The organism is Pedobacter sp. N36a (genome assembly GCF_014472395.1).
Taxonomy (GTDB): Bacteria; Bacteroidota; Bacteroidia; order Sphingobacteriales; family Sphingobacteriaceae; genus Pedobacter.
In genome coordinates this window covers 49,639-76,069 of sequence record NZ_JACSZW010000001.1, presented here as the reverse complement: position 1 = coordinate 76,069, position 26,431 = coordinate 49,639, and the positions used below count along the sequence as shown (strand labels likewise).

General features: G+C 40.8%; 27 protein-coding genes and 1 pseudogene. 20 read left to right on the top strand and 8 right to left on the bottom strand.

Annotated elements, in window-relative coordinates; translation table 11 throughout:
• The first annotated feature begins 46 nt into the window (after positions 1 to 46).
• Positions 47 to 481: a PepSY-like domain-containing protein gene (locus H9X96_RS00385; protein WP_187664377.1), complete on the top strand. Its 435-nt coding sequence runs from the start codon at positions 47 to 49 to the stop codon at positions 479 to 481.
• Between the two features lie 64 nt (positions 482 to 545).
• On the opposite strand, the gene H9X96_RS00380 is transcribed toward H9X96_RS00385, so the two are convergent.
• From H9X96_RS00380 to H9X96_RS00360, 5 genes are all read right to left on the bottom strand, one after another.
• Positions 546 to 1,166, bottom strand: a complete 621-nt coding sequence (locus H9X96_RS00380) for a M56 family metallopeptidase (protein WP_187664376.1) — start codon at positions 1,164 to 1,166, stop codon at positions 546 to 548.
• Entirely contained in the window at positions 1,160 to 1,531 is a 372-nt protein-coding gene (locus H9X96_RS00375; RefSeq protein ID WP_187664375.1) for a BlaI/MecI/CopY family transcriptional regulator, read from the bottom strand. Before H9X96_RS00375 ends, H9X96_RS00380 begins: the two co-directional genes overlap by 7 nt.
• Positions 1,532 to 1,721: 190 nt before the next feature.
• Positions 1,722 to 3,038, bottom strand: a complete 1,317-nt coding sequence (locus H9X96_RS00370; RefSeq protein ID WP_187664374.1) for a cell wall metabolism sensor histidine kinase WalK — start codon at positions 3,036 to 3,038, stop codon at positions 1,722 to 1,724.
• Entirely contained in the window at positions 3,039 to 3,713 is a 675-nt protein-coding gene (locus H9X96_RS00365) for a response regulator transcription factor (protein WP_187664373.1), read from the bottom strand. It abuts the gene before it with no gap.
• 9 nt (positions 3,714 to 3,722) lie between these two features.
• On the bottom strand, positions 3,723 to 4,019 hold the full coding sequence (locus H9X96_RS00360; RefSeq protein WP_187664372.1) for a hypothetical protein: 297 nt from the start codon (positions 4,017 to 4,019) through the stop codon (positions 3,723 to 3,725).
• A 241-nt stretch (positions 4,020 to 4,260) separates the two neighbouring features.
• Between H9X96_RS00360 and H9X96_RS00355 the strand changes: the two genes are divergently transcribed.
• Both H9X96_RS00355 and H9X96_RS00350 read left to right on the top strand, forming a co-directional pair.
• A complete protein-coding gene (locus H9X96_RS00355) occupies positions 4,261 to 4,884 on the top strand; it encodes a hypothetical protein (protein ID WP_222943806.1) in 624 nt (207 codons plus the stop codon).
• Between the two features lie 30 nt (positions 4,885 to 4,914).
• Positions 4,915 to 5,490, top strand: a complete 576-nt coding sequence (locus tag H9X96_RS00350) for a hypothetical protein (protein ID WP_222943805.1) — start codon at positions 4,915 to 4,917, stop codon at positions 5,488 to 5,490.
• A gap of 93 nt (positions 5,491 to 5,583) precedes the next feature.
• On the opposite strand, the gene H9X96_RS00345 is transcribed toward H9X96_RS00350, so the two are convergent.
• Positions 5,584 to 6,291, bottom strand: coding sequence for a DUF4397 domain-containing protein (locus tag H9X96_RS00345; RefSeq protein ID WP_187664371.1), 708 nt, complete (start codon positions 6,289 to 6,291; stop codon positions 5,584 to 5,586).
• A 116-nt stretch (positions 6,292 to 6,407) separates the two neighbouring features.
• Between H9X96_RS00345 and rpiB the strand changes: the two genes are divergently transcribed.
• The 7 genes from rpiB (at position 6,408) to H9X96_RS00310 (ending at position 17,583) form a co-directional block, all read left to right on the top strand.
• Positions 6,408 to 6,878, top strand: coding sequence for a ribose 5-phosphate isomerase B (gene rpiB / locus H9X96_RS00340; protein ID WP_187664370.1), 471 nt, complete (start codon positions 6,408 to 6,410; stop codon positions 6,876 to 6,878).
• A gap of 611 nt (positions 6,879 to 7,489) precedes the next feature.
• The gene (locus H9X96_RS00335; protein ID WP_187664369.1) at positions 7,490 to 8,059 is read left to right on the top strand and encodes an RNA polymerase sigma factor; all 570 of its coding nucleotides are present in this window, start codon (positions 7,490 to 7,492) and stop codon (positions 8,057 to 8,059) included.
• Between the two features lie 63 nt (positions 8,060 to 8,122).
• Positions 8,123 to 9,076 (top strand): FecR family protein, encoded by a 954-nt coding sequence (locus H9X96_RS00330; protein ID WP_187664368.1) that lies wholly within the window; start codon positions 8,123 to 8,125, stop codon positions 9,074 to 9,076.
• Positions 9,077 to 9,207: 131 nt separating this feature from the next.
• Positions 9,208 to 12,567: a TonB-dependent receptor gene (locus H9X96_RS00325; RefSeq protein WP_255430937.1), complete on the top strand. Its 3,360-nt coding sequence runs from the start codon at positions 9,208 to 9,210 to the stop codon at positions 12,565 to 12,567.
• An 18-nt stretch (positions 12,568 to 12,585) separates the two neighbouring features.
• Positions 12,586 to 14,109: a RagB/SusD family nutrient uptake outer membrane protein gene (locus H9X96_RS00320; RefSeq protein ID WP_187664367.1), complete on the top strand. Its 1,524-nt coding sequence runs from the start codon at positions 12,586 to 12,588 to the stop codon at positions 14,107 to 14,109.
• 103 nt (positions 14,110 to 14,212) lie between these two features.
• Positions 14,213 to 16,087, top strand: a complete 1,875-nt coding sequence (locus tag H9X96_RS00315) for an alkaline phosphatase (RefSeq protein ID WP_255430936.1) — start codon at positions 14,213 to 14,215, stop codon at positions 16,085 to 16,087.
• A gap of 143 nt (positions 16,088 to 16,230) precedes the next feature.
• A complete protein-coding gene (locus H9X96_RS00310) occupies positions 16,231 to 17,583 on the top strand; it encodes a PhoH family protein (protein WP_187664366.1) in 1,353 nt (450 codons plus the stop codon).
• A 251-nt stretch (positions 17,584 to 17,834) separates the two neighbouring features.
• Here H9X96_RS00310 and H9X96_RS00305 read toward each other — a convergent pair whose 3' ends face one another.
• Complete coding sequence (locus tag H9X96_RS00305; protein ID WP_187664365.1) at positions 17,835 to 18,074, bottom strand: hypothetical protein; 240 nt, start codon at positions 18,072 to 18,074, stop codon at positions 17,835 to 17,837.
• 225 nt (positions 18,075 to 18,299) lie between these two features.
• Here H9X96_RS00305 and H9X96_RS00300 point away from each other — a divergent pair, with 225 nt between their 5' ends.
• The 4 genes from H9X96_RS00300 (at position 18,300) to H9X96_RS00285 (ending at position 21,016) form a co-directional block, all read left to right on the top strand.
• Positions 18,300 to 18,812, top strand: a complete 513-nt coding sequence (locus tag H9X96_RS00300; protein ID WP_187664364.1) for a hypothetical protein — start codon at positions 18,300 to 18,302, stop codon at positions 18,810 to 18,812.
• A gap of 56 nt (positions 18,813 to 18,868) precedes the next feature.
• Positions 18,869 to 19,327 (top strand): DinB family protein, encoded by a 459-nt coding sequence (locus tag H9X96_RS00295; protein ID WP_187664363.1) that lies wholly within the window; start codon positions 18,869 to 18,871, stop codon positions 19,325 to 19,327.
• A complete protein-coding gene (locus H9X96_RS00290; RefSeq protein WP_187664362.1) occupies positions 19,324 to 19,623 on the top strand; it encodes an antibiotic biosynthesis monooxygenase in 300 nt (99 codons plus the stop codon). The genes H9X96_RS00295 and H9X96_RS00290 overlap by 4 nt, the downstream gene beginning before the upstream one ends.
• A gap of 100 nt (positions 19,624 to 19,723) precedes the next feature.
• Positions 19,724 to 21,016, top strand: a complete 1,293-nt coding sequence (locus tag H9X96_RS00285; protein ID WP_187664361.1) for an ATP-binding protein — start codon at positions 19,724 to 19,726, stop codon at positions 21,014 to 21,016.
• 5 nt (positions 21,017 to 21,021) lie between these two features.
• On the opposite strand, the gene H9X96_RS00280 is transcribed toward H9X96_RS00285, so the two are convergent.
• Positions 21,022 to 21,879 carry a DMT family transporter gene (locus H9X96_RS00280; protein ID WP_187664360.1) on the bottom strand — a complete coding sequence of 286 codons (858 nt, stop codon included), beginning with the start codon at positions 21,877 to 21,879 and terminating at the stop codon, positions 21,022 to 21,024.
• Between the two features lie 227 nt (positions 21,880 to 22,106).
• Here H9X96_RS00280 and H9X96_RS22650 point away from each other — a divergent pair.
• The 6 genes and pseudogenes from H9X96_RS22650 to H9X96_RS00255 all read left to right on the top strand — a co-directional run.
• Positions 22,107 to 22,337: pseudogene (locus H9X96_RS22650) on the top strand (sulfatase-like hydrolase/transferase); the annotation flags it as partial.
• A gap of 9 nt (positions 22,338 to 22,346) precedes the next feature.
• On the top strand, positions 22,347 to 22,565 hold the full coding sequence (locus tag H9X96_RS22645; protein WP_222943803.1) for a hypothetical protein: 219 nt from the start codon (positions 22,347 to 22,349) through the stop codon (positions 22,563 to 22,565).
• 165 nt (positions 22,566 to 22,730) lie between these two features.
• Complete coding sequence (locus H9X96_RS00270; RefSeq protein WP_187664359.1) at positions 22,731 to 23,093, top strand: DUF6370 family protein; 363 nt, start codon at positions 22,731 to 22,733, stop codon at positions 23,091 to 23,093.
• 1 nt (position 23,094) lies between these two features.
• On the top strand, positions 23,095 to 23,286 hold the full coding sequence (locus tag H9X96_RS00265; protein WP_222943802.1) for a PH domain-containing protein: 192 nt from the start codon (positions 23,095 to 23,097) through the stop codon (positions 23,284 to 23,286).
• 132 nt (positions 23,287 to 23,418) lie between these two features.
• Positions 23,419 to 24,816, top strand: a complete 1,398-nt coding sequence (locus H9X96_RS00260; RefSeq protein WP_187664358.1) for an aminopeptidase P family protein — start codon at positions 23,419 to 23,421, stop codon at positions 24,814 to 24,816.
• Positions 24,817 to 24,936: 120 nt separating this feature from the next.
• A complete protein-coding gene (locus tag H9X96_RS00255) occupies positions 24,937 to 26,385 on the top strand; it encodes a FecR domain-containing protein (protein WP_187664357.1) in 1,449 nt (482 codons plus the stop codon).
• Positions 26,386 to 26,431 lie beyond the last annotated feature (46 nt).

Sequence of the window (26,431 nt, the reverse complement as noted above, 5' to 3'; positions counted from 1 at the left end):
TAGGCGCTTTCTTTGTGGTAGGTTGATGAAACATAAATCATTTACCATGAAAAATAAACTATTACTAGCCCTGGGCCTGTTGTTTTCAGGCTTCAGCTATGCACAAGATATTCCTGCAAAAGATGTTCCTTTAGAAGTGCGAAATTCCTTTAAGAAAGCATTCCCTAATGCCACTAAAGTAGAATGGGAATTGAAAGGCGATTTGTACAATGCAGATTTTGATATCGGCAGACGTGACCATGAAGTCTGGTTCACTAATAAGGGTACACTTGTTAAGCATAAAAAAGAAATCAGAGCGAAAGAGCTGCCTGTAGCGGTATCAAATGTCATCAAGAAAAACTATAGTGGTTATAGAATTGATGATGTAGACCAGTTTGAAGAAGGAAAAGTATTCCTTTATAAGGTGGAACTGAAAAAAGTAGGAGAAGAAAAGAAAGTAGTTTTTGACGCTAAAGGAAATGTAGTCAATAGAATATTATAGTTTACAGGGAATTTACCCAAACACCAAACGTCATCATGATTTTACTCTTGATGACGTTTGGTGTTTAAGGATATACTGGTTTGCTGGATGTTACTCCTTTTTTAATTGGTTCCTTGTCTTTTGTGATAATTGGAGGAGGAACTCCTGGCGGCGGTGGCGCTGGTGGAGCCGCTGGTAATGCAGGTTTTTTTTGCGTTTTACTTTTAATAGGCTCCTGCTTTGTGCAGAAATGCAGTGGTTTTAGTACCGTGGCAGTACTGCTGACTGATTTTTTCGGATATAAGTCTACCAGACTATAATCTTTCGTAAAAGCCAAAGTAGAGCTACCTAGCATGACCGCTGCGATTGGCAATGCGAACAGGAACTTGGCTTCCATTCCAAAAGAATGTTTAAACAGAAATAAGGCATAATCATATTTTCCAATTTCTTTTAATGTGGTTTGTTCATCGGCAATATATTCATGCAGAAGTTTGATGTCTTTTTTCAGGAGATAGGTAATTGGATTGAACCAGCTCAGGATCTGAATGATTTCAAAAAAGATAATATCCAGGCTGTGTCGTTGACGAATGTGTACCAATTCATGTTTTAGAATCGTTTTTTTTCCTGCAATGTCTGAAGGAATAAATAATAGGTTGAAAAAGGAAAAAGCCGGGTTGTTCTGGTTCAACTTGACATAAGTTACCATTTCTTGTTTTTAAGTTTTTCTGCCATTTGGATTAATTCGTCAAGCGCCTCCATATCCATGTTTTTTTCCTTTACTAAAAAGGATACCAAACTTTCATAAGAGTTTTCAAAGTAATTGTTGATCACTTTCTCGAAGGCAAAGTGCTTGTACTGGTCTTCTATGATGACCGGGAAATAGATATGTGTATTTCCAACGGCTTTGTGGTCGATAAAACCTTTGCCCTCTAATACCATGATCACCGTAGATACAGTATTGTATGCCGGTTTAGGCGGATCCATTTTTTCAATCACGTCTTTAGTTAAGCCGTCCTTTATTTCCCATAAAATCAACATCACCTGTTCATCTGCTTTTGTAAGTTCTCTCATTGTATGCACTGTTTACGATTGTTAAATAGTTTGTCAACTATTTAAATAGTTTTTCTGCTTAATATATTGATATTCAGTGAATAAAATTCAGGTGCAGGCGTGGTTTTGCTCAGGTAATGAATTTAGTACAGCATCAGAAAGGCTTTATGGAACTGACTGCTTCCAGGAGCAGGAGCGTCTTAATGTGTTTTTAGCTGGCCGGGAAGATCAGGGTAAAGGTACTGCCTTCTTTTACCTTAGAGCGGACATGAATTTCAATATTATGGTATAGGGCAATACTTTTAACGATAGAAAGGCCAAGACCATAACCAACATTTTCGGAAAGGTTTGCTTTTCTAAACCGATCAAAGATGAAATCCAGGTCTTCTTCGGCAATGCCGATTCCGGTATCCTCAATGGTGATGGCATAAGCATTTTCAGGAGTATAGCTGTCAGTGATCAGAATACTTCCCTGATAAACATTGTATTTAATGGCATTATTGATTAGGTTGTAGAACAGCTGAAAGAGTAAATCCTGATTCACATTCCTTAACGTCTGGTCTATTGTTAAGGCCACTTTAAGGTCAATTTCCTGTTCCAGCAGGCGGTGATTGATCTCTTCCAATACTTCATTGATGATCGCAGCAGGCTGGACACTGGCAGATTTAACGAACTGTTGGTTTTCAATTCTGGAGATCAAAAGGAGGGAGTTGGAGATTTTCTTGAGACGGCTTAATGTTTTCATCATCTCAATAATCCTTAGCACCACACTCTCGGGAAGGTTTTCATCTCCCAATAAGTTTTCCATCTTGTTTTGAAGAATGCCGATTGGTGTCATGAGCTCATGAGACGCATTGGCGGTAAATTCTCTTTCTTTTTCAAATGCCTCATTGATCTGATCCATCAAAAGAATCAGGGATTCATCCAGGTATTTAAAATCTTGTGTGGAAGTGGGGACTGGAGGAGAATAATCTTTAAAAGGAAATTTCCTATTGATCAGTTTACTCTTAATAATCTGACCTAATGGCCTGATGAGGATTCTGGTAAAGATCAAGTCGATTAATAGCGTGAGCGCGATGAGGCCCATCAGTACATATAAGGCAGTTTTTTGAAGTGTTTTATTGTATTGGTTGATACTGGAAATGGTTTTTCCAATCTCCAGCAGGTAGTTTTTCTGCTCGTATTTGAAGGTATGGATTAGGATTTTATAGGTTAAAGTATCGCGCTCTACGATCCGCTGTGCAGTTTTTATAGTATCAATGTGTATATTTTTGGCCGCAGGCTCCAATGCAATGTACTCTTCTTTAAGCATGGTATAACTACCATAACTATCATCTCCCTGCAGGTAATGTTCGATCCCGTTCTTTTGTACCACATTGATGACTTTGTTTTGCTGATTTCTCAAAGAGTAATTGGTGTATTCTGAGACAATCCTGTTCACCAAGTAAGGCAATGAAAATACAAACAGCAAGACAACAGCCAGTTTTGAACTGGTGATAAACAGGATGAGCTTTGATGATAACTTCATTTATTTTCTGATTCTGTAACCTACACCTCGCACGGTTTCCAGGAAATCGGCTGGTGCCCAGGCATTCAATTTTTTTCTAATGTTCTTAATGTGTGCATCTATATAGTTGGAATCGTAGTCGTCATCTGCAAAAGTGCCCCAAATGTGTTCACTAAGCTGCATTCTGGTCAGCACACGGTTGTTGTGCAGGAAAAGATAGCTCAATAAATCAAATTCTTTTCTGGAAAGTTCGATCTGGTTTTCCTGGAAGAGGATCAGTCGTTTTTGCAGGTCGACCTGGAAATCGCCCAAGGGCAGTAACTCCTCTTTGACGTTGAATTTGCGGCGGGCAATCGCCTGCATCCTCGATTGAAGTTCTAATAGAGAAAACGGTTTTGGTAAATAATCATCGGCACCCAGGTCTAATCCGGCAATGCGGTCTTCTAGATTACCTCTGGCAGTTAGAATGATGTAAGCTGCATCAGGATTGTGCTTTTTTGCTTTTGGTAATAAAGAAAGGCCATCTCCATCAGGAAGTCCGAGGTCCAGCAGGATAAAATCATAGCTATTACTTTCCATCTTTTCCAGGCCATCTTTAATATTATGGGCCAGGTCGCAAATATAAAAGGCCTTTTTCAGGAAGTCTTCCATCTCATACGCCAGCGTTTTTTCATCTTCTACAATCAGGACTTTCATAATGGGTTTTTAGTCTCTTCTTCTTTTATCGTCCCGGCTTGGTCGTTCTCTTTTATCAGGTTTTACTTCTCCTGGCTTTTCCTGTCTTCTGGATTGAGGAACTTCTTTGACATCTGGCTTTTTCTTTTCCTTGCCGCGTTCTTGTCTTTTATCTCTTCTATCCTGATAAAATTTTTCATTTGAACTGAGGGCGTTTTCCTTGAAAAACAAGGGTATACTGGCTTTCTCGCTGGCAACAGAACCAATCGGTAGTCCTAGAAAAAGTAGGGCTGCAGTATATGAACGTAAGGATTTATTAGTGCTCATGATGTAAATATATGGAAAGTTTGCCTCTTGCGAGGCAAACTTTCCGCCCTCTCATTAAAACATGGTGTGTGTTTTATTATCTGCGCCACTGGTATTGAATGATACGAAGATGAGGGCCGAACATGAAATTAAGATGAAAAAGAAAATTAAAATAAATAAATCTGAAATTTCATGTTCCTTTCATGTTCGCTATAGACATTTGAATCAACAAACACACAAATGAAACATTAAACATAGGGTTATGAAAAAGTTAATAGTATTAGGGTTACTTGGAGTAATAGGATGGGCGCCCTTTAAGGCTTCGGCACAAATCAGTGTCAGTTTGAATATTGGTTCCCAACCTTTATGGGGACCTGTAGGTTATGATCATGTAGATAGTTATTATTTGCCGGATATAGAATCCTATTACAGTGTACCAAGACGTCAGTTTATTTATATGGAGCGTGGCCGATGGATTTATTCGTCCTCATTACCCTCAAGATATAGAGGATATGACCTATATAGTGGATACAAAGTGGTGATCAATTCCAGAGATCCTTATCGTGATTTTAACCACCACCGTGTAGTTTACGGAAGGTATAGAAACATCAGAACTCAGCAGGTGATCAGACACAGCCATGATTCGAGATATTATGTAGTGAAAGGACATCCTTATTATGGTAGAGGCGACCGCGGTGGTTTTAATCGCGGCGACAGAGGGCATGATAATTGGAAAGGTAATAAAAGATACGATCGCGATAATGGATATCGCTATGAGCAGAGAGATCATGACCGTGGTGGCCGCGGTGACCATGGAAGAGGAAGAAATAAAGGCAGAGGAAATGACCGCGGAGGCGATGGCCGACACGGAAGAGGTAGAGGTTAATCATTTGATCATCAGATAAAATATACGTATATGAAAAAGTTAATCATAATGAGCATGTTAGGCATCATGGGTTTTTTAGCTCAGCCTGCAGCTGCACAGATCAGTTTAAATATTAATATTGGTTCACAGCCATTATGGGGTCCGGTAGGTTACGACCATGTAGATTACTATTACCTGCCCGATGTGGAGAGTTATTACTCTGTACCAAAGCAGCAATTTATCTATCAGGAGCGAGGAAAATGGATTTTCTCCAGATCTTTGCCTGCCAGATACCGAAATTACGACTTATATAACGGATATAAAGTGGTGCTGAACTCCAGAGATTCTTACCGTAATTTCGACCGTGACCGCGTTCAATATGCGAGGTACAAAGACGTACGTACCCAGCAAGTGATCAGAAATAGTAACGATAAACGCTATTACGTAGTGAAAGGACATCCACATGGAATGCCTCCGGGGCAAGCGAAAAAATATCCTGGAAGAGTAGAAAGACCACAGGTTAGAGATAATGGCAGAGGCAACGAACGTGATCACCGTGGAAATGACCAGAATAAAAGAGGAAATGAACGTGAAAAACGCGGGAATGACAATGGCAGAGGCCGTTAAGCAAGCTTACTGACACTGCTTCATTCCAGCAGTATAGGATAAAAAATAGGCCTTCCATTTGCGAAGGCCTATTTTTTATGCTTTAATTTTTTATTAGTTGGTTATCAGTTTTGCAATTGCTTTCTGCTCTAATCCTGTTGGAGCCATCATTCCTATACTTAAGATGGTATAAATACCACCAGCTTTAATTTGGGCATCTACCAATTCTGATTTCACTGCTCCAGTGGCTTTGTCTTTGATTTGCAGCGTCTGGGTTTTAGCTTCTACTTCTATAAAAGCACTGTTTACTTTATAAGCTTTATCGCTGATTAAGATGGCACCTTCTTTAATGCCTAGGTCTAATGCTCCTGCATCTGGAGATAGATTAATGAAACGGATCAGCGCTTTTTCCTTTGGGGCCTGTATGATTTCATCTTTGATCACTAAATAGTCCAGTTTATCATCTTTTCCGATTAAAAAAAGAGAGTAAGCTTTATTGTTTTCAGTATAAACTTTTTTGGTGATCAAGCTTTCTGTGCTGCTTGCAGTGGTGAATTTAATAGATTGATCCCCGGTGCCAACTCTCAAATACGGCAATGCACCTCCAAATGGAATTGCGCCTTGATTAGCCGGTGAGTTGTTCACATAAATATTGTAAGTAGCAGGGGTAGGTGAGGTGTTCACCATCATTAAAGAGGCTGATTCTGGAACTGGGGTCTCTTTTGTAGAACAAGCGCTTAGTAATAAGCTGCTTATGGTAAATAGTGCGCCGGTCATCAGCTTAGTTAAGTTTCCGGTAATTTTTCTTGTAGAAAGGATCATATTGAATAAACTTTTAGATTGTTATTTGCTAAAACGAGATGCGCTGATCAAACGCTACAAATTTCGATAGATTAAAAATTTGGGTAAATGGGAATGAATTTTGTACCCCAAACAATATGAGAATTATTCTAGGTTCAGACCATGCAGGCTTTGCTTATAAAACAATTTTAGCTGCAGCACTAAATGAGGAAGGATATGAGGTGCTAGACCTTGGTACGCATACTGTTACACCAAGTGATTACCCTGATTATGCGGCCTTAGTGGCAGAAGCGGTATTGAATAAAGAAGGTAAAAGGGGGATTCTGATTTGTGGAAGTGCGGTGGGTGTAAGTATTGCGGCCAACAAATTTAAAGGTATCCGGGCAGGTGTTTGCCATGATACTTATTCCGCACATCAATCTGTAGAGCATGATGATGTCAACATTTTATGCCTTGGCGCGCGGGTGATTGGTCTGGAATTGGCAAAAGATATTGTATTTGCTTTTCTGAAAGCAGAATTTTCCAGAGAAGAACGACATTTGAAACGTCTGGACAAAATTGCGGCGATAGAAGCACAATGGGGAGGTAAAGAGCAAAATCCAGGGTAATAATCAATGTTGATAACTATGTGTAAAACCTGTTAGTAACCTGTGGAATTTGTGTTAAAAATAATTTCTAATTATCTTTGCATTAGTGGGTTATACTTCGTAAATTAGATATATCAAAAAGGAAGTTCTTTAGCCGTTTGAAAGAATGATTTCAAAAAGAATAAGTGCCGCAGGGCAGAAGATTCTGAAGCATTCAATGAATTAGTAAAAGATCAGATTCAAAGGAGACAGAGAAAATGATGCTTAAAATACTTACGCTGTGAAGTGTAGATATACTCACTGGATTCGGGACAAACATTTAAAATGATCCATTATTCTACGGAAGAATGTGAGCATTAAATTTCAATGGGATCAAAGTTGAAAAATACTAAGAGCACCAAAGGAGGTTAGAATGACAACGCATTTGATGCTTTTTCGTTGCTATGGCAATGAAGAGGTGAAAACGGAGAACCAAATCGCTAGAAGAGGGACTCCGCTTTCTTTTTGCCTTGATTTTTCTGGATGTCAAGTGATGATTCGTTTTAGCAGCCTTATTATTAACTAAAAGATTTCTTAACGTTAAGGGAATATGCCCGAGGTAGATTTGGAAAAATTACCAGAGGGATCATCAGATGATAGCAGAGACTGAATTGCTTTCGCTGCTCAAGCGGGGGGAACATAAGGCAATGGAGCACATTTACCGTTACTATTGGGAGGAGGTTTTGGACGCCGCCTATAAACGGGTACGTGAGGAGGAAATTGCTCAGGACATCTGTCAGGAGATCTTTATCTCCCTTTGGGAAAACCGGGAAAACATGCAGTTGAAGAGTAGTCTTTCTGCTTATTTTATGGGGGCGGTCAAATACCGCGTGATCAATTACTTCCGATCTTCCCAGGTTAAAGAAAAACATCAGGAAGATCTGCGGCTTTTGATGATGGATAGCAGCGGTCTTTCGGCTGCCCATGGGCTAATGCTCAAAGAGCTCCATCAGGAAGTAGAAGAGGCGATTCAGGAGCTTCCAGAAAGAATGAGGGTGATCTTTTCTATGAGCAGACAAGAGGAAAAATCTATCAGGGAGATTTCTGAAGAGCTGGATCTTTCTGCACAAACGGTAAAAAATCAAATTTCTTCGGCTTTAAAAGTGATGAAGAAAAGGCTGTCTTATTTATTGCTATTGACCATTTGCATCCTGTTCATCTAAACTTAACCTAAGCGTAACAACTTTGGTTAGTACCATTCTTCTTTTCATTTGACATAGGTGTAGATGACAAAGGAAGAACAAGCACAATTGCTGCTCAGTAAATATTTAAATGGAGAAGCCAGTCCGCAGGAACGGGAGCAAGTAGAACACTGGTACCAGTCTTATGAATTTCAAACTCCCCTGCCAAAAGGGAAGAAATCAGAAATTGCCGCGGCGGTACTCTTGAACCTTCAGGAAGAAATGGCGCGGAAGGACGCTAAAAGCTACCGTCTTTTTGGAACTTACCGATTGGCTAAAATTGCTGCAGTCCTATTTTTTGTACTTGCCGTCGGTATTGGCTATTGGTCTGTTCAAAAAACAGAGGTGGTTAAAGAAAGGTTTGTTACCCTGCATACCACTGCCTCCGAGAAAAAAATCATTGTTTTTAGTGACGGTTCTCAGGTGATCATGGCGCCGCTCGCTCAATTGGTATATCCTTTGAAATTCAAAAGCAAGGACCGGACAATCTCGCTGACCGAAGGAGAGGCCTTTTTTGAGGTGGCTCATGAGGAAAACCGACCTTTCCTGGTGAAAACCAGCAATGACCTGTACACCAAAGTACTGGGGACTTCCTTTCGGATACAATCCTATAAAAACCGACCGCATATCTCTATCCAGGTAGCCACTGGTAAGGTCGCTGTAGGGAACACCCATCAGGTATTTGGAACCTTGGCTAAAGGGCAGGAGCTTTCCTATGATAAGGTACATCAGCGTGCTGAAATCAAGGATACGCCTGTTAAACTGCTGGTTGACCTGAAGTTTGAAAACATCGCTATGGAAGACCTGATTCCTAAGCTGGAATACGCCTATAATATCCACATCTCCCTGGGTAGTCCTTCGTTGGGAAAATTAAAATGTACAGGAGTATTTAATACCAGGCAAAGCCCTGAAGAGATTCTGGAGATCATTTGTGCGCTCCATCAATTGAAGTTCAGTGCATCCGAAAATCATAAAACTTTTAATGTGTATAGAAAATGAAAATATAAAGGGGATCAATAAACCGGTACTGATCAGATCAGTACCGGTAAATGTTAAAACCGGCTGCTAACGTCGAAATTATAAAGCCGGAATATTTTAAAACCAATTCAAGTTATAAAACAGATAAAAATATGAAAAAATCCTCAGTAAAGAGGTCACCAGCTCTTTTGAAAGCCATGAAATATTCATTGTTAACTTTTTCTATACTGTGCACCTTTTGTGCGGGATTATCAGCCTCGCCTACGATGGCTCAGGTACTGGAGAAAAGTAGGGTCACGATTAAGGTGGGGCCAAAACGTGCCACCATCGCTATGCTTAAAGAAATTGAAGCGAGCACCGGACTTCATTTTGTATACAATCCAGATGGGGTTCCTGAACATCAAATCAAGGAAAATGCGGCTTTGAAAAATGAGCGCGTTTCAGCATTACTGCGCCTGATGGGCTTTGATTTCCAGGAAAAGGGAGGTCATGTGATCCTGAGAAAAATCCCTGTTCCTCCAGCAAAACCCGATTTTAGTGTTTCAGGAAAAGTGACGGATTCTTTAGGAATAGCGATGCCAGGGGTATCGGTAAAGGTGGTTGGATTGCCAAGAACCACGACTACGGACGCAAACGGGAAGTTTACGATCGCAGTTGGAGAAAATGCCTCCTTATCTTTTTCCATGGTGGGCTATAAAACTAAAACACTGAAAACTGCCGAACATGAGGAACTGATCGTGGTGCTGATGGAAGACCGGTCGTTATTGTCGGAAGTAGTAGTAGTGGGTTATGGAACGCAGAAGAAAGCAACCCTTTCTGGTGCAGTGAGTACGGTTGCTTTAGATAAAGTATCTTCCAGGTCAGTAAACAGTATTGGGGAAGTACTGGCAGGAAAAGCACCTGGTGTAATGGTCACCAATGAAGGTGGTGACCCTACTTCTGGTCCGCGTGTCAACATTCGCGGTTCTGGTGGAATCAATGGGGAGAATGTACTTTATGTAGTGGATGGTTCGATTTTTCCTGGAACGCCAGTGCTGAATCCAAATGATATTGAATCAATTTCTGTGCTGAAAGATGGTGCTGCCGCTATTTATGGAGCCAGAGCATCTGGAGGTGTGGTGCTGATCACTACGAAAAAAGGTAAGACGGGTAAGATGGAAATCAGCTTTGATGCAAAAGCCGGTGCGCAGCGTGCCTGGAAAAAGTTAAGGCCATTAAATGCAGAACAAAGGGCGGTAGTAGCAGAAACTGCTGCAAGAAATGGTAAAACTAACTTGCTTCCTGCTTTTGATCCTGCGAAATATCCGGAGGGCAGAATTACCCGTACCAATTGGCTGGATGAAGTATTCAGAACTGGGAAAACTCAGGATTATAACCTGGCCGCTTCCGGTGGTTCTGAAAAATCTTCCATGTACTTAAGTTTCAATTACCGTAAAGCGGAAGGTATTGTTTTAAATACTGAGGTGGAACGTTATAACTTCAGGATTAATTCTGATCATAAATTGAACTCCTGGTTGAAAATCGGTGAAAACCTTTCTTTCAGCAGTACGAATGGTCAGGGTGCAAATACGAGCAGTGATTACACTGGTGCTTTATTGTCGGCAATTTATTATCCGGCTAATGGTACGCCATACAATCCAGATGGTACTTTTGCTGGTTTACCAGGCGGTGCTTTTGCGGGCGATTATGGTGATATCGTGAATCCTGTGGCGGAATTGAAACGCATAGACATCAACAGGCCTCAAAATGTGCTTTTGATCAATCCTTATATCATTCTGGACCTTGCTAAGGGCCTGACCTTTAAATCGAATTTTAGCTTAACTAAAGAATTTAACAATAGAAAAATATTTACACCAAAACGTCCTGAAGTTGGAAAGCCAATGCTGATCAACTCCTTGGAAGAAGGTAATTCCAGGAGAAATGATCTGCTTGCAGAACAGGTTTTTAATTATAAAACGGCCTTTGGAAGCCACCAGTTAGATTTAACAGGAGGATTTTCTTTTCAGAAGACAAGATTTGATGAGTTTTATGTGGTAGGTAAAGGTTTTGATGATGAGGCTCCGTCTAAAAGATACCTGGTGAATGCTTCTGTATTCGAGCCGGCGGCCAGTAAGATGGATAGAACAGCGATGTCGTCTTTGTTCTTTAGAGCGAATTATAATTATCAGGAAAAGTATATGCTGTCCTTGATTGGCCGTCGTGATGGAACTTCTATGGTCCCAAAAGTTGAAAATAAATATGGTGATTATTATTCTGTTTCCGCAGCATGGGTATTATCAAAAGAGAATTTCCTAGTGGAAAGTACCTGGTTAAATGAATTGAAACTACGTGGTAGTTATGGGGTATTAGGTAACCTGGGAAGTTTACAGACTCAGGATGTAAATCCGCTGCTGACCAGTACTTTGTCGTATTTCGGGCAAACGCCAGCAAGTAGTAATGGCTATGTATCTACTGTATTGGAAAATCCCAACTTGACCTGGGCAGAATCTAAGCAGACAAACTTTGGGTTAGACCTGGGTATCCTGCGCAATACTTTCACTTTAACCGCTGATTATTTTATCAAAAATACGGATAAAATGATCTTTACAAAACAGCTTCCTGGAACTGCAGGACTGGAAAAACAAACCATTAATGCTGGATTGATCAGAGATAATGGAATAGAGTTGGGGATCAATTACAACAGCGATAAAAACAAAGATTTCAGCTATTCTATCGGTGCCACACTGACAAAAGTGAACAATAAAGTCATCAAACTGGCTCCAGGTTCAGAAAGTTTTCCAGTAGATAAGAACTTCAGAAATGAGCTGGCTCCTTTGTTCATAAAAGTTGGACAGCCGTTATACAGTTATTATGTGTTGAAAACAGAGGGGATTTTCCAGACTCAGGCAGAAGTAGATCGTTATACCAATGCAAAAGGGGAAAAGATCCAGCCAAAAGCAAAACCGGGGGATTTTAAGTTTGCAGATTTAGACAATAGTGGCTCTATCGATGGCGGGGATCGTCATTTTGCAGGCAGCGCTTATCCTGATTTTTCTTATGGCTTCAGCTTTAATGCTGCTTACAAGAACTTTGACCTGAATATTTTTGCACAAGGTGTTTATGGTAATAAGCTGTTTAACGCAGTGAAAAGAACGACTTACAGTGCCAGCGGACCTTCTTATAATAAATTAACAGGTATTCTGGATGCCTGGTCGCCGGAAAATCCAGGTGGAAAAGTACCGATCATTTCTACTTCAGATGACAATGGAAACTTTAATGCTTCAGACTTCTATATTGAAAATGGTTCTTACCTGCGTATTCGCAATGTGACGCTGGGTTATACCCTTCCTAAATTCCTTACCAATAAGCTAAAAACAGGTGCAATCCGTGTTTATGGTACCGCGAATAACTTATTTACGATCACTAAGTATTCAGGTTTTGATCCGGAAATCGGTATGGACAACTATGGTCTGGATGTGGGTAGATACCCTCAGGCAAGAAGTTTCCTATTGGGTCTAAGTGTGAATTTGTAATTTTTAAAAGAAAGAAAAATGAAACGAAATATAACGTATGTAGCCATTGCAGCAATGGCAATTTTAAGTTCCTGTAAACAACAACTGAAAATTACTCCTGAAGGTGCACCATCTGCCCAGAATTTCTGGAAAACACCTGAAGATGCTTTGAAAGCAGAAAGCGGTTTGTATGAAAAATACAACGATGAGAATTTTTATGGAAGAGGGATGTTCTGGTTTATCAATGCCAGCGATGATATGGTGACTGGCAGGAACAAACCAGAAGGGGACAACATTAAAAACTTCAATAAAACTTATGTGGGTGGTGGTTATACAGAAACACAATGGTCGATGCGCTATGCGGTGATCAAACGTGCCAATGATATCATTAATAAAGTACCAGCCATTCAGATGGATGAAAACCTGAAGAAACAGGTGATCGGTGATGCTTATTTTAATGCGGCATTGGTGTATTTTCAATTGGCAGCGAACTATGGAAATGAGAAAGCAGGAGTACCAATTGTAGGTTTGGATAGCGATCCTTCACAAGCCATTCCAAGAGCGAAAAGCGTAAATGAAAATTATGACTACATCATTCAGCTATTTTTGAAAGCAGCGGATCAACTGCCGTATTTCAAGGATATCAAAGCGACAGATTATGGAAAAGCACATAAAACAGCAGCCTGGGCATATTTATCAAAGGTTTACTTGTATAAAAAGGACTATCCTAATGCGGTAAAATATGCGGATATGGTGATCAATTCTGGTCAGCATGAATTGATCATGACTAAGTTTTCGGATGTTTTCAAAGCAGCAAACAACTGGTCAAAAGAGTATATCTGGTCTGTAGTCTGTACGCCTAATGGTGGCGGTACCGGTTGGGGAAGTAAGCTTCCAGGTGTCATGCTCACCAATAAAGGATGGGGCATTTACAATGGCTGGGGCTATTATCTGCCTACAAAAGAATTGTATGATGCTTATGAAACTAACGACCAGCGTAGAGAGGCTACTATTTTGAAACCTGGTGATAAATTTTTCTACTTCGGGCAGGAGCGTAGTTTCACAAAAGACGGTGGAGCAACCTCTGATTATCAGTTTAAAAAATATATGGAGCCTTTCTCTTATGAAAACCCAATACCAACACACGTTAACCCTAATGGAGACAATGGAACCACAGACTTGAATGTTCCTTTGATGCGTTATGCGGAAGTATTGCTAATCAAAGCAGAAGCCGCAATTATGGTAAGCGGCGCTGGAGCTGGTGATACGGAACTGAATAAAATCAGAGTTCGTGCAGGTTTACTCGCAAAATCAGGGATGAATCTGGCGGATTTGAAAAGAGAACGCCGCAGTGAGCTTGCGGGCGAATGGGCAGATCGTCACAGAGATTTAGTGAGGTGGGGAGATGCACAGGCCACCTATGCACTGCCATTACATGACTCACAAGGAAATGTGATCTGGCCATCCAGAGCTTTTAATCCTCAGGTTCATGATGTCTGGGCGGTGCCGCAAAGAGAAATTGACAATAGTGCTGGGGTGATTACTCAAAACCCAGGCTGGTAATTTATTTTTATCAAACTTGAAGTACCATCGCTGCTGGTGGAAAATCCTGCCGATGGTACTTTTATCTTATTCTTTTTTAAACAGATTTCTTTCAATACAAAACATGGATATCAAAAATATCATTCGTTCGGCAGTTTTTGCAGCTGCATTATTTGCGATGGATGCAAAGGCTCAGCATGGTTTAAACTTTAATTCTGGTCATAGTCACAACGATTATCATCAAGATATACCCCTGCTGACTGCTTATTATGCTGGGATGGGGGCTATTGAAGCAGATGTTTTTCTGAAAAATGGGGTTCTGTATGTCGCACATGATGCTTCAGAAATTACATCAGAAGCTACATTAAAGACACTTTATCTGGAGCCCTTGGCACGATTTTACCGCAAGAACGGAAATCAGCCTTATGCGGATGCAAAAATGAAACTGCAGTTGGTAGTGGATATTAAGGAAGATTATCCATCAGTTTTGGCACAGCTGATTAAGGATCTCGCTGCTTATCCGGGAGTTTTCAATAATCAGATCAACCCAAATGCGATTCGGATAGTGGTCAGCGGTGATATGCCTAAGCCTGCTGATTTTCGGAATTATCCTGCTTATTTATCTTTTGATGGGCGGCCTAATGTCAATTATACCGCTGATCAATGGAAAAGAATAGCAATGATCAGCGATGACCTGAAAAACTATACTTCCTGGAACGGAAAAGGAAATCCGACGCCTGCGGATTTGCTGAAAATGAAAACGTTGATCGATGCTGCGCATGCACAAAATAAGCCTTTCAGATTTTGGGCCACACAAGACAGTCCTAATACCTGGATCGTTTTGGAAAGATTGGGTGCCGATTGGATCAATACGGATCAGCCGGGAAAACTAAAAGATTTTTACCTCCACAAGGATAAACTGACTTACACCAATCCAGTGGCTTATCCGGTATATACGCCGGAATATAAAGTAGATGGCTTGAATAAGCCGGTTAAAAATGTAATCCTGCTGATCGGTGATGGGATGGGGCTGGCACAGATTCATGCGGGTTCCATTGCGAATCATGGGAAGCTGAATATGAGCAATGTTGCTCATATTGGTTTTTCTCAAACCGCTGCTGCGGATGCCGGTAATACGGATTCTGCCGCTGGTGCTTCTGCAATGGCCATTGGCAAGAAAACCAATAACCGTTATATCGGCGTTGGTCCGGATGGAAAGAAAATGACTAATCTGGTGGATACGCTCGCTGACTATGGCATTAAAAGTGGGATTATCAGTGTTGGAGACCTGACGGATGCAACTCCTGCTGCCTTTTATGCGCATCAACTGGATCGGGCAATGTCGCAGGAGATTGCCTTAGACCTGCTGAATAGTAAAGCGGAGATCTTGCTGGGCTCCAATCAACAGAGTTTCCTGAAAAATAAGGATACCGAATTGATCAGCAAACTGAAAGCTCAAGGTTTTCAATTGAGTACTACTGCCGGAGATTTTTTGAAACAAACACAGGGGAAACAACTGGTCGTGTTACCGGATAGTGCCACCAGGCCAGTAAAAGATGGACGAGGAGATATACTGAAAGTAAGTCTGCAGCATGCTTTGAAATTATTATCGGCAAATAAACCTGGATTTTTCATCATGGCGGAAGGCGCACAGATCGATCACGGAGGTCACCTGAACGATTTACCGTATGTAGTCACAGAACTTCATGATTTTGATAAGGCCGTTGCCGCTGCCTTACAATTCGCAGATCAGAATAAAGAAACCTTGGTATTGATTACTGCAGACCATGAAACCGGTGGTTTGACTTTATTGGATGCTTCCTCAGAAAAAGGAATGATCACTGGCTCATTCAGTACGAATGACCATACCAATATTATGGTACCGGTATTTGCCTATGGCCCAGGATCAGCAGATTTTAAAGGAACATACCCAAATCACGAGCTGTTTCATAAAATACTTAAAGTAATGGCCTTGAAGAATAAAAAGAAACTCAAATAAGCCATTTTGATCGGTCTCAAAACCGTCTTCAATTGCCCCTCGAATTTTCTAAATTTTAGGGGCAGTTTTTTTTTAATCATCAAGATTCATTTTTTGAACTGGAATAGCTGGAAGATCTCTGAAATTTCATTATTTTTATGAGGATGAGTCAACCTTCCCAAAAACGTAATGCTGCGAGAAAGAAGATCTTTGTGCTGGATACTTCAGTAATTCTATACGATCATAATGCCTTTAATAATTTTCAGGAACATGATGTGGCCATTCCAATCCAGGTATTGGAAGAGCTGGACCATATGAAAAATGGAAATGAAACACGAAATGCAGAAGCGAGAAGTTTTATCCGTTTGATGGATCAGGCCTCGGGAGAGAAAATCATGAGCAAATGGATTCCATTAAAAGGTGTAAAACAGGGTCATTTTAAAGTGGTAATGGACCATAAGCCAGCGATTTTTGATGCGGAAGTGATTTTTGGGCCAGGAAAATTCGACCATCGTATTCTAAATGCTGCGCTGAGTTTGCAGGAAGAGTTTCCGGAAAAAAAGGTGGTGCTGGTTTCTAAAGACATCTGTTTGCGGTTAAAGGCTAAATCGCTGGACCTTCATGCGGAAGATTATGAAACAGGAAAAGTCAAAAATGTAGACGCCCTGTATACTGGGAAAACAACCCTCTCCAATGTTGATGCAGCCCTTTTTGATACTTTGAAAAATGAAGGGCATATTTCTGCCTCAGCCATGTTGCTGGATACTAACGCAGGAAATCATTTTTATATCCTGAAATGTAAAAGAAAAACTCAGACCGCCTATCACGATATCGTGACTGATCAGCTGGTTCGCGTGAAGCCTCAAAAAGTTTTCAATATCTCTCCTAGAAATGAGGAGCAGAGCATGGCCATCAATGCCTTAATGAATCCGGCAGTAAAATTGGTCACCATACAAGGAAAAGCAGGCACAGGAAAAACACTGCTTGCGATTGCCAGCGCCTTAGAAATGCGCAAAGAATACCGTCAGATTTATGTGACCCGGCCAATTGTAGCCTTAAGTAATAAGGATATTGGCTTTTTACCTGGGGATGCGAAATCAAAGATCGACCCTTATATGGCGCCAATATGGGATAACCTCAGGTTTATTAAAGAACAATACCAGCATGACCCGAAAACCCAGGCGAGGATTGAAGAGTTTGTGCAGACGGAAAAGATCCTGATCGCTCCGCTCGCTTATATCAGGGGTAGAACACTGACGAAGATCTTTTTCATTGTAGATGAAGCACAAAACTTGACTCCGCATGAAATAAAAACCATCATCTCACGTGCAGGAGAAGAAACCAAAATTGTCTTTACCGGGGATATTTATCAGATCGATACCCCTTATCTAGATGCAGAAAGTAATGGGCTTTCTTACCTGATTGAGAGTGCGAAAAATCATCCGCTTTATGCGCACATTACGCTGGATAAAGGGGAGCGGAGTGAACTGGCCAATTTGGCAAATGATTTATTGTAATCGGTTTTCATAATCCTATCTTTTCCTATGTGGCTGAGGATTTTTTTTCTGAAGGGCCATGCCTTCATTGTACCCCATCATCTAGCTTTATAATTTTGCGATTACGAAATCTGTCTGGTTAAGTTTAGATACATCATTTCTTACCAGGTGGTGCTCAGTTGATGACCCGCTTAGTTTTAAGTCAGATTTTCCGCTCATTTCTGTGTATAAACTTCCAATGGTCGCGTTCACAGTTGCTTTTGCACTGTCTTTTAAGAAGATCTGAAGTACAGCCAGGTCAAAGAACCCCGGGTTTTGATGGTTGCAGTTTCTGCAGCGTCAATTCTTTGGAGGTCTTTCAAATGAACATAAATGGTGCTTTTGTCCGTTGAGTTGATATACAAAGTGTATCCTTTTTGCTGAATGCTGTTGCTGCCGGCTTGTATTTCATCATCAGCGTTAACACCTTCTGTATTTCCCTGGATCAGGATCACATTTGCATTTCCAGTCACTACTACTTTATTGAATTTTACGGTGGCACTTTTGCTGGCCGGAGATTTCTCTTTAGCAATAGTTGTGAAAGCTGAAGAAGTTAAAATGATAGCAGTTAAAGCTGAGGCGAATAATGTTTTTCAGGATTTCGTCATCTTTTTATCGGTTTGACTATTACTTACCATAGGTCAACAATTCAGATTAAAATAAACAGGAAATTTGAGCCATCATAAATCATAAATGACATGGGACATTTAATCAGGAAAAATTCATTAGCTGTTAATGAAATCTTAAATAGGGTGAACAGCGAAAAAACATACTTCGTGTATACGGACAAAGCAGTCCGCGTTTTAAAGATTGCTGCATTTTTGGCGTTTGCTTTCCTGATTGGAAAACAGTTTTATCCATCTGCTTCAGCAGTGATCCAGGTACGTCCGGTTGAACTGGTTGCAGGGAAAACTATTTTTGGTGAGCCTTTGAAAAATGTAGACCTAATTGAATTGTCGGCAGTAAAGCCTTTTATGAAAAAGAGAACTGAATCAGAATTGAAAATTAAAGGATTGGTATCCGCTGTTGCGGCTAATGGCCAATTGGAAATGGTTCTTGAAGATGGCAGCTTACTGAAAGTGAAGCATCAAATGAAAATAGAGCAGGCCAGAAGTTTGGCTGCTAAAAAAGTGGTGATGTCTGGGACCATCTATAAAACAGCCGATAAAGGCGCTTTAATCTATGAGGCGAATAGCCTGGCCGTTTTGTAAAGCTCGAATCATCAATTTCATAATTTTTTATAACTTGTCCTTCATAACGCAAATTTATGAAGGACTATTTTTTTAACCTCCTGGCTTTTGACTATTGGACCAATGTCAGGCTTATGGAATCGATGCAGGCGGCTGTGGATATTCCACAGCGTGCAAAGGATCTTTTTAATCACTTAATCGCTACAACAAGGGTCTGGAGGAGTAGGATGGTAGGAGAAATGCAGGATGTGGAGGTCTGGGAGAAGTTTGAGGAGCAGCATTGGCCGGAATTACTCGATCATAATTATCAACTGATGACTAGCTTCCTGGAGCAGCTGCAAGAAGAAGACCTTCAGCGTAAAATACGCTATTATAATACGAAAGGAGTTGCTTATGAGACTGTCATATCCGATATTTTAACCCATCTGATTGTTCATTCAGGATATCACCAGGGACAAATCGTTAGCCTGACGAAACCTTTTTTCAGTACTGATCCAGACCTGATGTACATCACTTATACCCGAGAGCAGAAATGATTTTAGAAGCAGCCATATTAGACGTAATTCCTCAGGAAATACTTTCTTTTGAGAAAGATTTTCAAAAAGCATCCAGTATCATCAGCAGCATAAAAGGATATCGCGGCCATCAGCTACAAAGATGTCTGGAAGTTTCAAATCGTTATCTTTTGTTGGTCAATTGGGAAAAACTGGAAGACCATACCATTGGTTTTAGGCAGTCGGCGGGCTATCAGGACTGGAAAAAGTTACTGCATAAATACTATAATCCTTTTCCTACAGTTGAACATTATGAGCTGGTGTATACGCAGACCTAGCTAGCTCTGCCCTCCGCTAAAGGTTCCAGAGGTATTAAGCCTTCAGAAAACCTATATAATCAAGCTTTAATGGTTTAAAGAATAGACAAAAAGCTTAAATTTGAATTCCAAAACCAACCCTTTCATCATGGCCAGTAACGTAAATATCACTTCCAAAGGAATCAGAAAAGTCTTGCGTCTTTACAATGAAAAACAAGCATTGGCAGAGTACATCTGGAATGGTTTTGATGCAAAAGCAGATACCATTTTAATAGATTATACTTTCAATGCTTTAGGAAGTATAGAAAGTCTGAAAGTCGCAGATAACGGTTATGGCATCAATTTCTCCTTATTGAAGGATAAGTTTAACCCATTTTATGAATCTGAAAAAGCATTGGAACAAAGCATTCACCTGCACAAGTCCACCATGCACGGAAAGAATGGGGTAGGTAGACTCACCTTTTTTACTTTTGCGCACGCTGCGGAATGGAACACGACCTATGAGGAAAATGGTCAGTTCAAAAATGGCAGTATAAAGGTGGCCGTTGGGGAATTGAACAATTATGAAGCAAAGCTTTTAAACGAAGACCTAAAGGAAAAGACAACCGGAACGACTGTCTCTTTTTCAAATGTGCAGTTGTCAAAAGAAGCGATGGAATTGAGCATTATTCCTTATTTGCAAGCCGAATTCTGCTGGTTTCTGGAACTCCATAAAAGCAGAGGTTTCTCCATTGTGATCAATGGCGAGCCCTTAGTTTATCAGGATAATATCATGGATCAGGAAGACGACCTGGTTTTTAGATATCCAGAAAGTAACACTACATTTAAAGTGAAATTCATACAATGGAAGGAATCACTGCACAAAGAATTGTCGAAGAACTATTTTATCAATCATAAAGGGCAGGAAGTTTATAAAGACTACACTACACTGAATAAGAAAGCAGATGAATATTACCATAGTGTTTTCATTGAAAGTGAATTCTTTGATGAGTTTGATTTTAGCAGCACAGATTATGAGGCACAGGTAAAGCTGTACGCGCGTACTAAATCTTCTCCTGAATATAAGTTCCTGATTAAAAAAGTGAACGAGTTATTGAGGGCCAAAAGAAAACCATTTCTGAAAGAATTTTCTAGCAAACTAATGGAAAAGTATGCCCTTGAAGGTGTATTGCCGGTATTTAGCGAAGAAGAGGCGAGTCAAAAAACTGACCTGATCGAAACTTTAAAAGTGATGTATGAGTTACAGCCCAAACTATTTAGTGGCTTAAGCATCGATCAAAAGAAAGCTTTTGTCAGGTTCACTCATGTTTTGCTCAATTCGAATCAAAGACCACAGTTGTTCCAAGTGATTGAAGGGATTGTAGAATTGGAAGCCGAAGAAAAAGAAGAATTGATGAGTTTTTTAGCGGGATAAACACATTATAAAACTTCTTTTTTAGAGGTCAGTGTTGCACCCGCACTAGCAATTACGACTAAGGCAACGGCAAGATATTCGAAGAAAGAAAGATGTTCGGATAAGAATACGATTCCGGCTAATGAGGCAACAGCAGGTTCCATACTCATCAGAATACTGAAAGTACGTGCAGGCATTTGTCCGAGCGCACTCATTTCTAAAGTAAATGGAATGGCACTGGATAAAAGCGCCAATGCTCCGCCAAGTAGCAATAGAGTCGGAGTAATTTGGCTGAAACCACCACCGAAGAATCCAAATGGAACCACGAGTAATGTGGCGAAGATCATGCCTACAGAAACGGCATCACCGCCTTTCATAATTTTAGAAATCCGGCTGCCCAATACAATGTATGCTGCCCAGAATCCTCCAGCCAATAGTGCAAGCAGTACACCGATCAAGTCCAAACCTTCATTAGACCATGGGGCAATTAAAGCAATTCCTGCTGCGGCAAGCAATACCCAAAGGTAATCCAGTCCGCGTTTAGAGTTACATACCGCCAATAATAAAGGCCCTATAAATTCAAGCGTCACGCCTAATCCCAGAGGAATTCGTTTAATCGCCATGTAGAAAATCACATTCATCGCACCCAAGGCCAGACCATAAGGAATCACGGCTTTCCATTGTGCCTTACTCAACTTAAACAGATTCGGGCGATTTGCGACCAACAGTATAATGGCAGATAATCCGATGCGTAAAGAGGCTGTAGCAGTAGGGCCGATCGCTGGAAAAAGTCCTTTTGCAATTGCTGCACCCGCCTGTACACTAATGATGGCCAATAACACTGCGGGTAGAGGTGGGATATTCAGCAGGATATTTTTTTTCATAATGCAGGCAAATTAAATGGAGGTAAATCAAACGTTTGATATCAGGTAAAAAACGCCTTCCCGATTTGGGAGCGCAAAATTACAAAAAGCAGACGACAATATTTTATGGATCTTTCTATATCTTGGACTGCAATGGAAAAAGGCGCCGTATTTTTAGGGGTTGTAGCCCAATTTTTTTTAGGATGGATATCAGTTATTGACGGCTTTGCTCAAAAGAAACCAAACGTCATGGCATGAAATTTACCGATCATTATACGGGGACTCCAGTTTGTGCGCCTGCCAGAGCCATGCTCATGACCGGTAAACATGGCGGACATGCTTATATCCGCGGAAATTATGAACTTGGAGGTTTTCCGGATCGTGAAGAGCGCGGACAGATGCCTTTGAAGGATGGGACTTTTACCCTTGGTCATTTGATGCAGCATGCGGGGTATAAAACTGCGCTCGTAGGTAAATAGGGATTGGGTATGAAGGGTACGTCAGGCTCTCCATTGAAGCAAGGTTTTGATGATTACTACAGATTGCTGGACCAGAAACAAGCGCATAGTTTTTATCCGACGCATTTATGGGAAAATGACAAACAGGATACATTGGACAATCCCTTTATTAGCGTCCACCGGGCATTGGATCCCAAAAAGCTGTGTGAAAGAGGTCACCGGAAGAACAACAACAGACCATCTGGCTAGAAGAATTGCCAGGGAAGCTCTAGTGTCTTGGCTTTGAGTATCCGGGTAACTTTAATATCTTTTTCAAATAACACATGCAGTGCAACCCTAAATCCTTTAGGTAGGATTTTTCAGCAGGTTCAATTATCCGGTTTTTATTATAATTTTATACAAATTTAAACGACCATGAAAAAGTTGATTACCCTTGTATTTTTCGCCTTTATGGCGATTGGAGTTCAGGCGCAGCAAAAAGAAAAAAAAGAACCAGTTATTGATTTTAAGACACCACATGTTGTGGAAACTGCCTGTGGGGAGTGTAAGTTTGATTTGAAAGGTAAAGAATGTGACCTTGCCGTAAGAATCGATGGCCAGGCTTATTTTGTAGATGGATCCGATATTGATGACCATGGTGATGCTCATGCTAAAGATGGTTTCTGTAACGCAATCAGAAAAGCAGAAGTGACTGGGAAAGTTGTAAATGGCAGATTCAAATCGACATCTTTTAAGTTATTGAAAGAAGACACCAAAAAATCAAACACTAAAATATAATATGGGATTATTTTCTGCCCTGATGGGCAATGCAGGAATTTTCAGCGTGGAAACTGCAGGAACTTTTGATCTGGATGCGGAACTTAAAATCTGGATTTCCGGCGAAGCTCAACCAAGTGTCAGAAAGAAATTTAACAAGTCGTTGAACGTGTTTGATGTACAGAACGTACTGGCCTTTCACGTATTAAAATAATACATTGCTGAAGGCAATCTTAAAGAGATCGCCTTTTTATTAAAGCAACAGATCCTGCCCATCAGGCTAATTTCCCCATAGAATTTTAAAGCTAAGCGCTACCTTTGGAAACCCATTTAAAAACGATCAGATATGTTTGATAAAGACGAATATTTAGCCAGAAGAAAACAGCTTTCAGCAGCATTTCAATCAGGAATTCTGCTTTTTTTAGGAAATGAAGAAAGCCCTATGAACTTTTTGGACAATGCCTACCATTTCCGACAAGACAGTACATTTCTATATTACTTCGGGATTCCGGAGCCGCAACTCGCTGCGATCATTGACCTGGATGAAAATCAAGTGACGCTTTTTGGAGATGAAATGAGTATGGATGCAATTGTATGGATGGGTAGACAAAAAACACTTTCAGCAAAAGCCGAAGAGGCAGGAATCACCAAATTAGCTCCTTTTCAGCAGCTGGATCAATACCTGGCTAAAGCGAAAGGAAAAGGGAGAGCGATACATTTCCTTCCTCCGTATCGTGCGGAGCATAAAATTAAACTGGCAGAACTCTTGGATATAACACCGTCGCAAGTCAAAGAAAAGACTTCCATTCCTTTGATTAAAGCGGTTGTGGCTCAGCGTTCGGTAAAATCTGCACTGGAAATAATCGAGCTGGATAAAGCGTCTGTGATTTCTGCGGAAATGCACCTGAAAGCCATGCAACTGGCCAGACCTGGAATGTCAGAAAATGAATTGGCAGCAGCAGTTCATCAGGTGGCATTAACCGCAGGGGGGCAGCTTTCTTATCCTATCATTTTAACCGTAAATGGACAAATCCTGCACAACCATTATCATGGAAATATTTTAAAAGAAGGAGATATGGTGCTGAACGATTCAGGTGCGGAAACCCCTATGGGTTATGCAGGAGATTTAACGCGTACTTTTCCGGCAGGTAAAAAATTCTTACCGGAACAAAGAGATGCCTATCAAATTGTACTAAATGCCTATCAGCAGGGCGTTGAAGCGTTAAAACCCGGACAACGGTTTATTGATGTACATTATCAATCCTGTTTAAGTCTGGCAGAAGGGTTAAAAAATCTCGGATTGATGAAAGGCAACCTGGAAGATGCAGTAGCTCAGGGCGCACATGCTTTATTTTTCCAATGCGGAACAGGACACATGATGGGACTTGATGTTCACGATATGGAAAATCTTGGGGAGCAATATGTAGGTTACACCGATGAACTGGTTAAAAACACCACTCAGTTCGGCTTAAAGTCCCTTAGATTAGGGAAAGCCCTGGAAGAAGGATATGTAGTAACAGTGGAGCCCGGATTATATTTTATTCCTGAACTGATCGATCAATGGCAGGCAAGTAATGAGTTTTCTGCCTATATCAACTATGATAAAGTTCAGGCTTACCGGGATTTTGGTGGCATTAGGGTAGAAGATGACTACGTGATTACCGCAAATGGTTATAAAAAACTGGGTAAAGACCTGGCCATTTCTGTAGAAGAAGTAGAAGAAATTAGAAGTAGTGCTTATTAAACAACAAACTGAATAAATTGGAGTTTTTGTACAAACGTTTGTGTTAAAATATTGTTATAAGTATTAATTGCTTAATTCCTGATTAGGAAAGCCGCGCAACTGGGTACTTTCTTAATCAGGATGAAGCTGAAATCATCAGGACAACGCGAAAAATTTATGGGGATTAAAGTACCAGAGCACTGGAATGAAAAGGAAGAATTGATCAGACTGAAAGCAGGAGAGGAAGCTGCCTTCGGAAAACTTTATGCACATTTCAGTGAAAAAATATATGGGCAGCTGCTGCATCTCCTAAAAGACCAGAATCTGGTAGATAAATTGATTCAGGATTTATTTCTTACAGTTTGGGACAATAGGGGGAAGATCTCTTTAAAAACAGCTTTTCAGATGCAGCTGAATACCATGGCCGAAAACCTGGTGTTTGATTATTTTAGAAAGTTTGTGGCTGAGGAGGAAACTGAACTGTTGATCGCCCATTTCGGGACGCTTTCTGAAAAGGATTTGCGTTTGCTGATCCGCAAAGCACTAGCCGATGAACTGCCCCCAAAATTTATAGATGTACGCTTAAAAAAACATATTTCTGACCTTTATCCCTTATTGAGTACGGTGATCAAATCTGTTGATCAGAAAATTAAACTCATTCCTTTTTATAAACAAAGGTCTTTTGCTTATCTCGCGATCGCTTGTCTGGCTTTATTGACCACCGGCTTTATGTCTATGTTTTACCGGGAATTCAGGGCTTCGAAATTTGATGATCCGATTACTGGATCAGCCTCCTATGGGATTGTGCCGGGAAGTAATAAAGCTGCGCTTTTATTGCCAGATGGAGAGACGCTTAGTTTAAGCGAGGTTAAAAGTGGTCTACGCATGACCGAATCTGGGATTACTTACAATGATGGAACCCAATTGCCTGTTTCTGTAGACGGAATGGATTTCACGCTTAAAACCCCTAATGGCGGTCAGTATATGCTCACTTTATCCGATGGTACTAAAGTGTGGTTAAACGCAGCGTCTTCTCTTAAGTTTCCTGGTGTTTTTTCTGCGGAGAAAACGCGTAAAGTGCAGCTGATCGGGGAGGCTTATTTTGAGGTAGCGACCAATGCAGGTACTCCATTTATAGTAAAATCTGACAAGCAGGAATTGAAAGTTTTAGGTACCCATTTCCAGGTTAGCAGTTACCCGGAAGATGAGGCTGTAAGCAGTACCCTAGTAACAGGCAGCGTGCTGGTTGACCATCCCGGAATAGGAAATAAGGAAACGGTTTTGAAACCTGGACAGCAGTTGATCCTGACGGAAACGATGGCTAACGTGCAAAATGTAGACATAGAGGCGGCGATTGCCTGGAAAAATGGATCTTTTATCTTTAAATCGGAGCCGTTGAGCAGCATCATGGAAAAAATTAGCCGCTGGTACGATGTTCCGGTGGTATATGAAGCAGTCCAGGAAGAGCAGCCCTTACTCAGTTTAGAAGCCTCCAGATTTGATGAACTTTCCAAACTTTTGAGCTTGCTGGAACTTTCAGGAGCCGTTCATTTTAAGCTGGAAGCGGAACGTATTCTCGTCTTGAAATAAAAAAAACCAAAAAAAAAGCACCCCAATCGAGGTGCTTGAGGTAAGG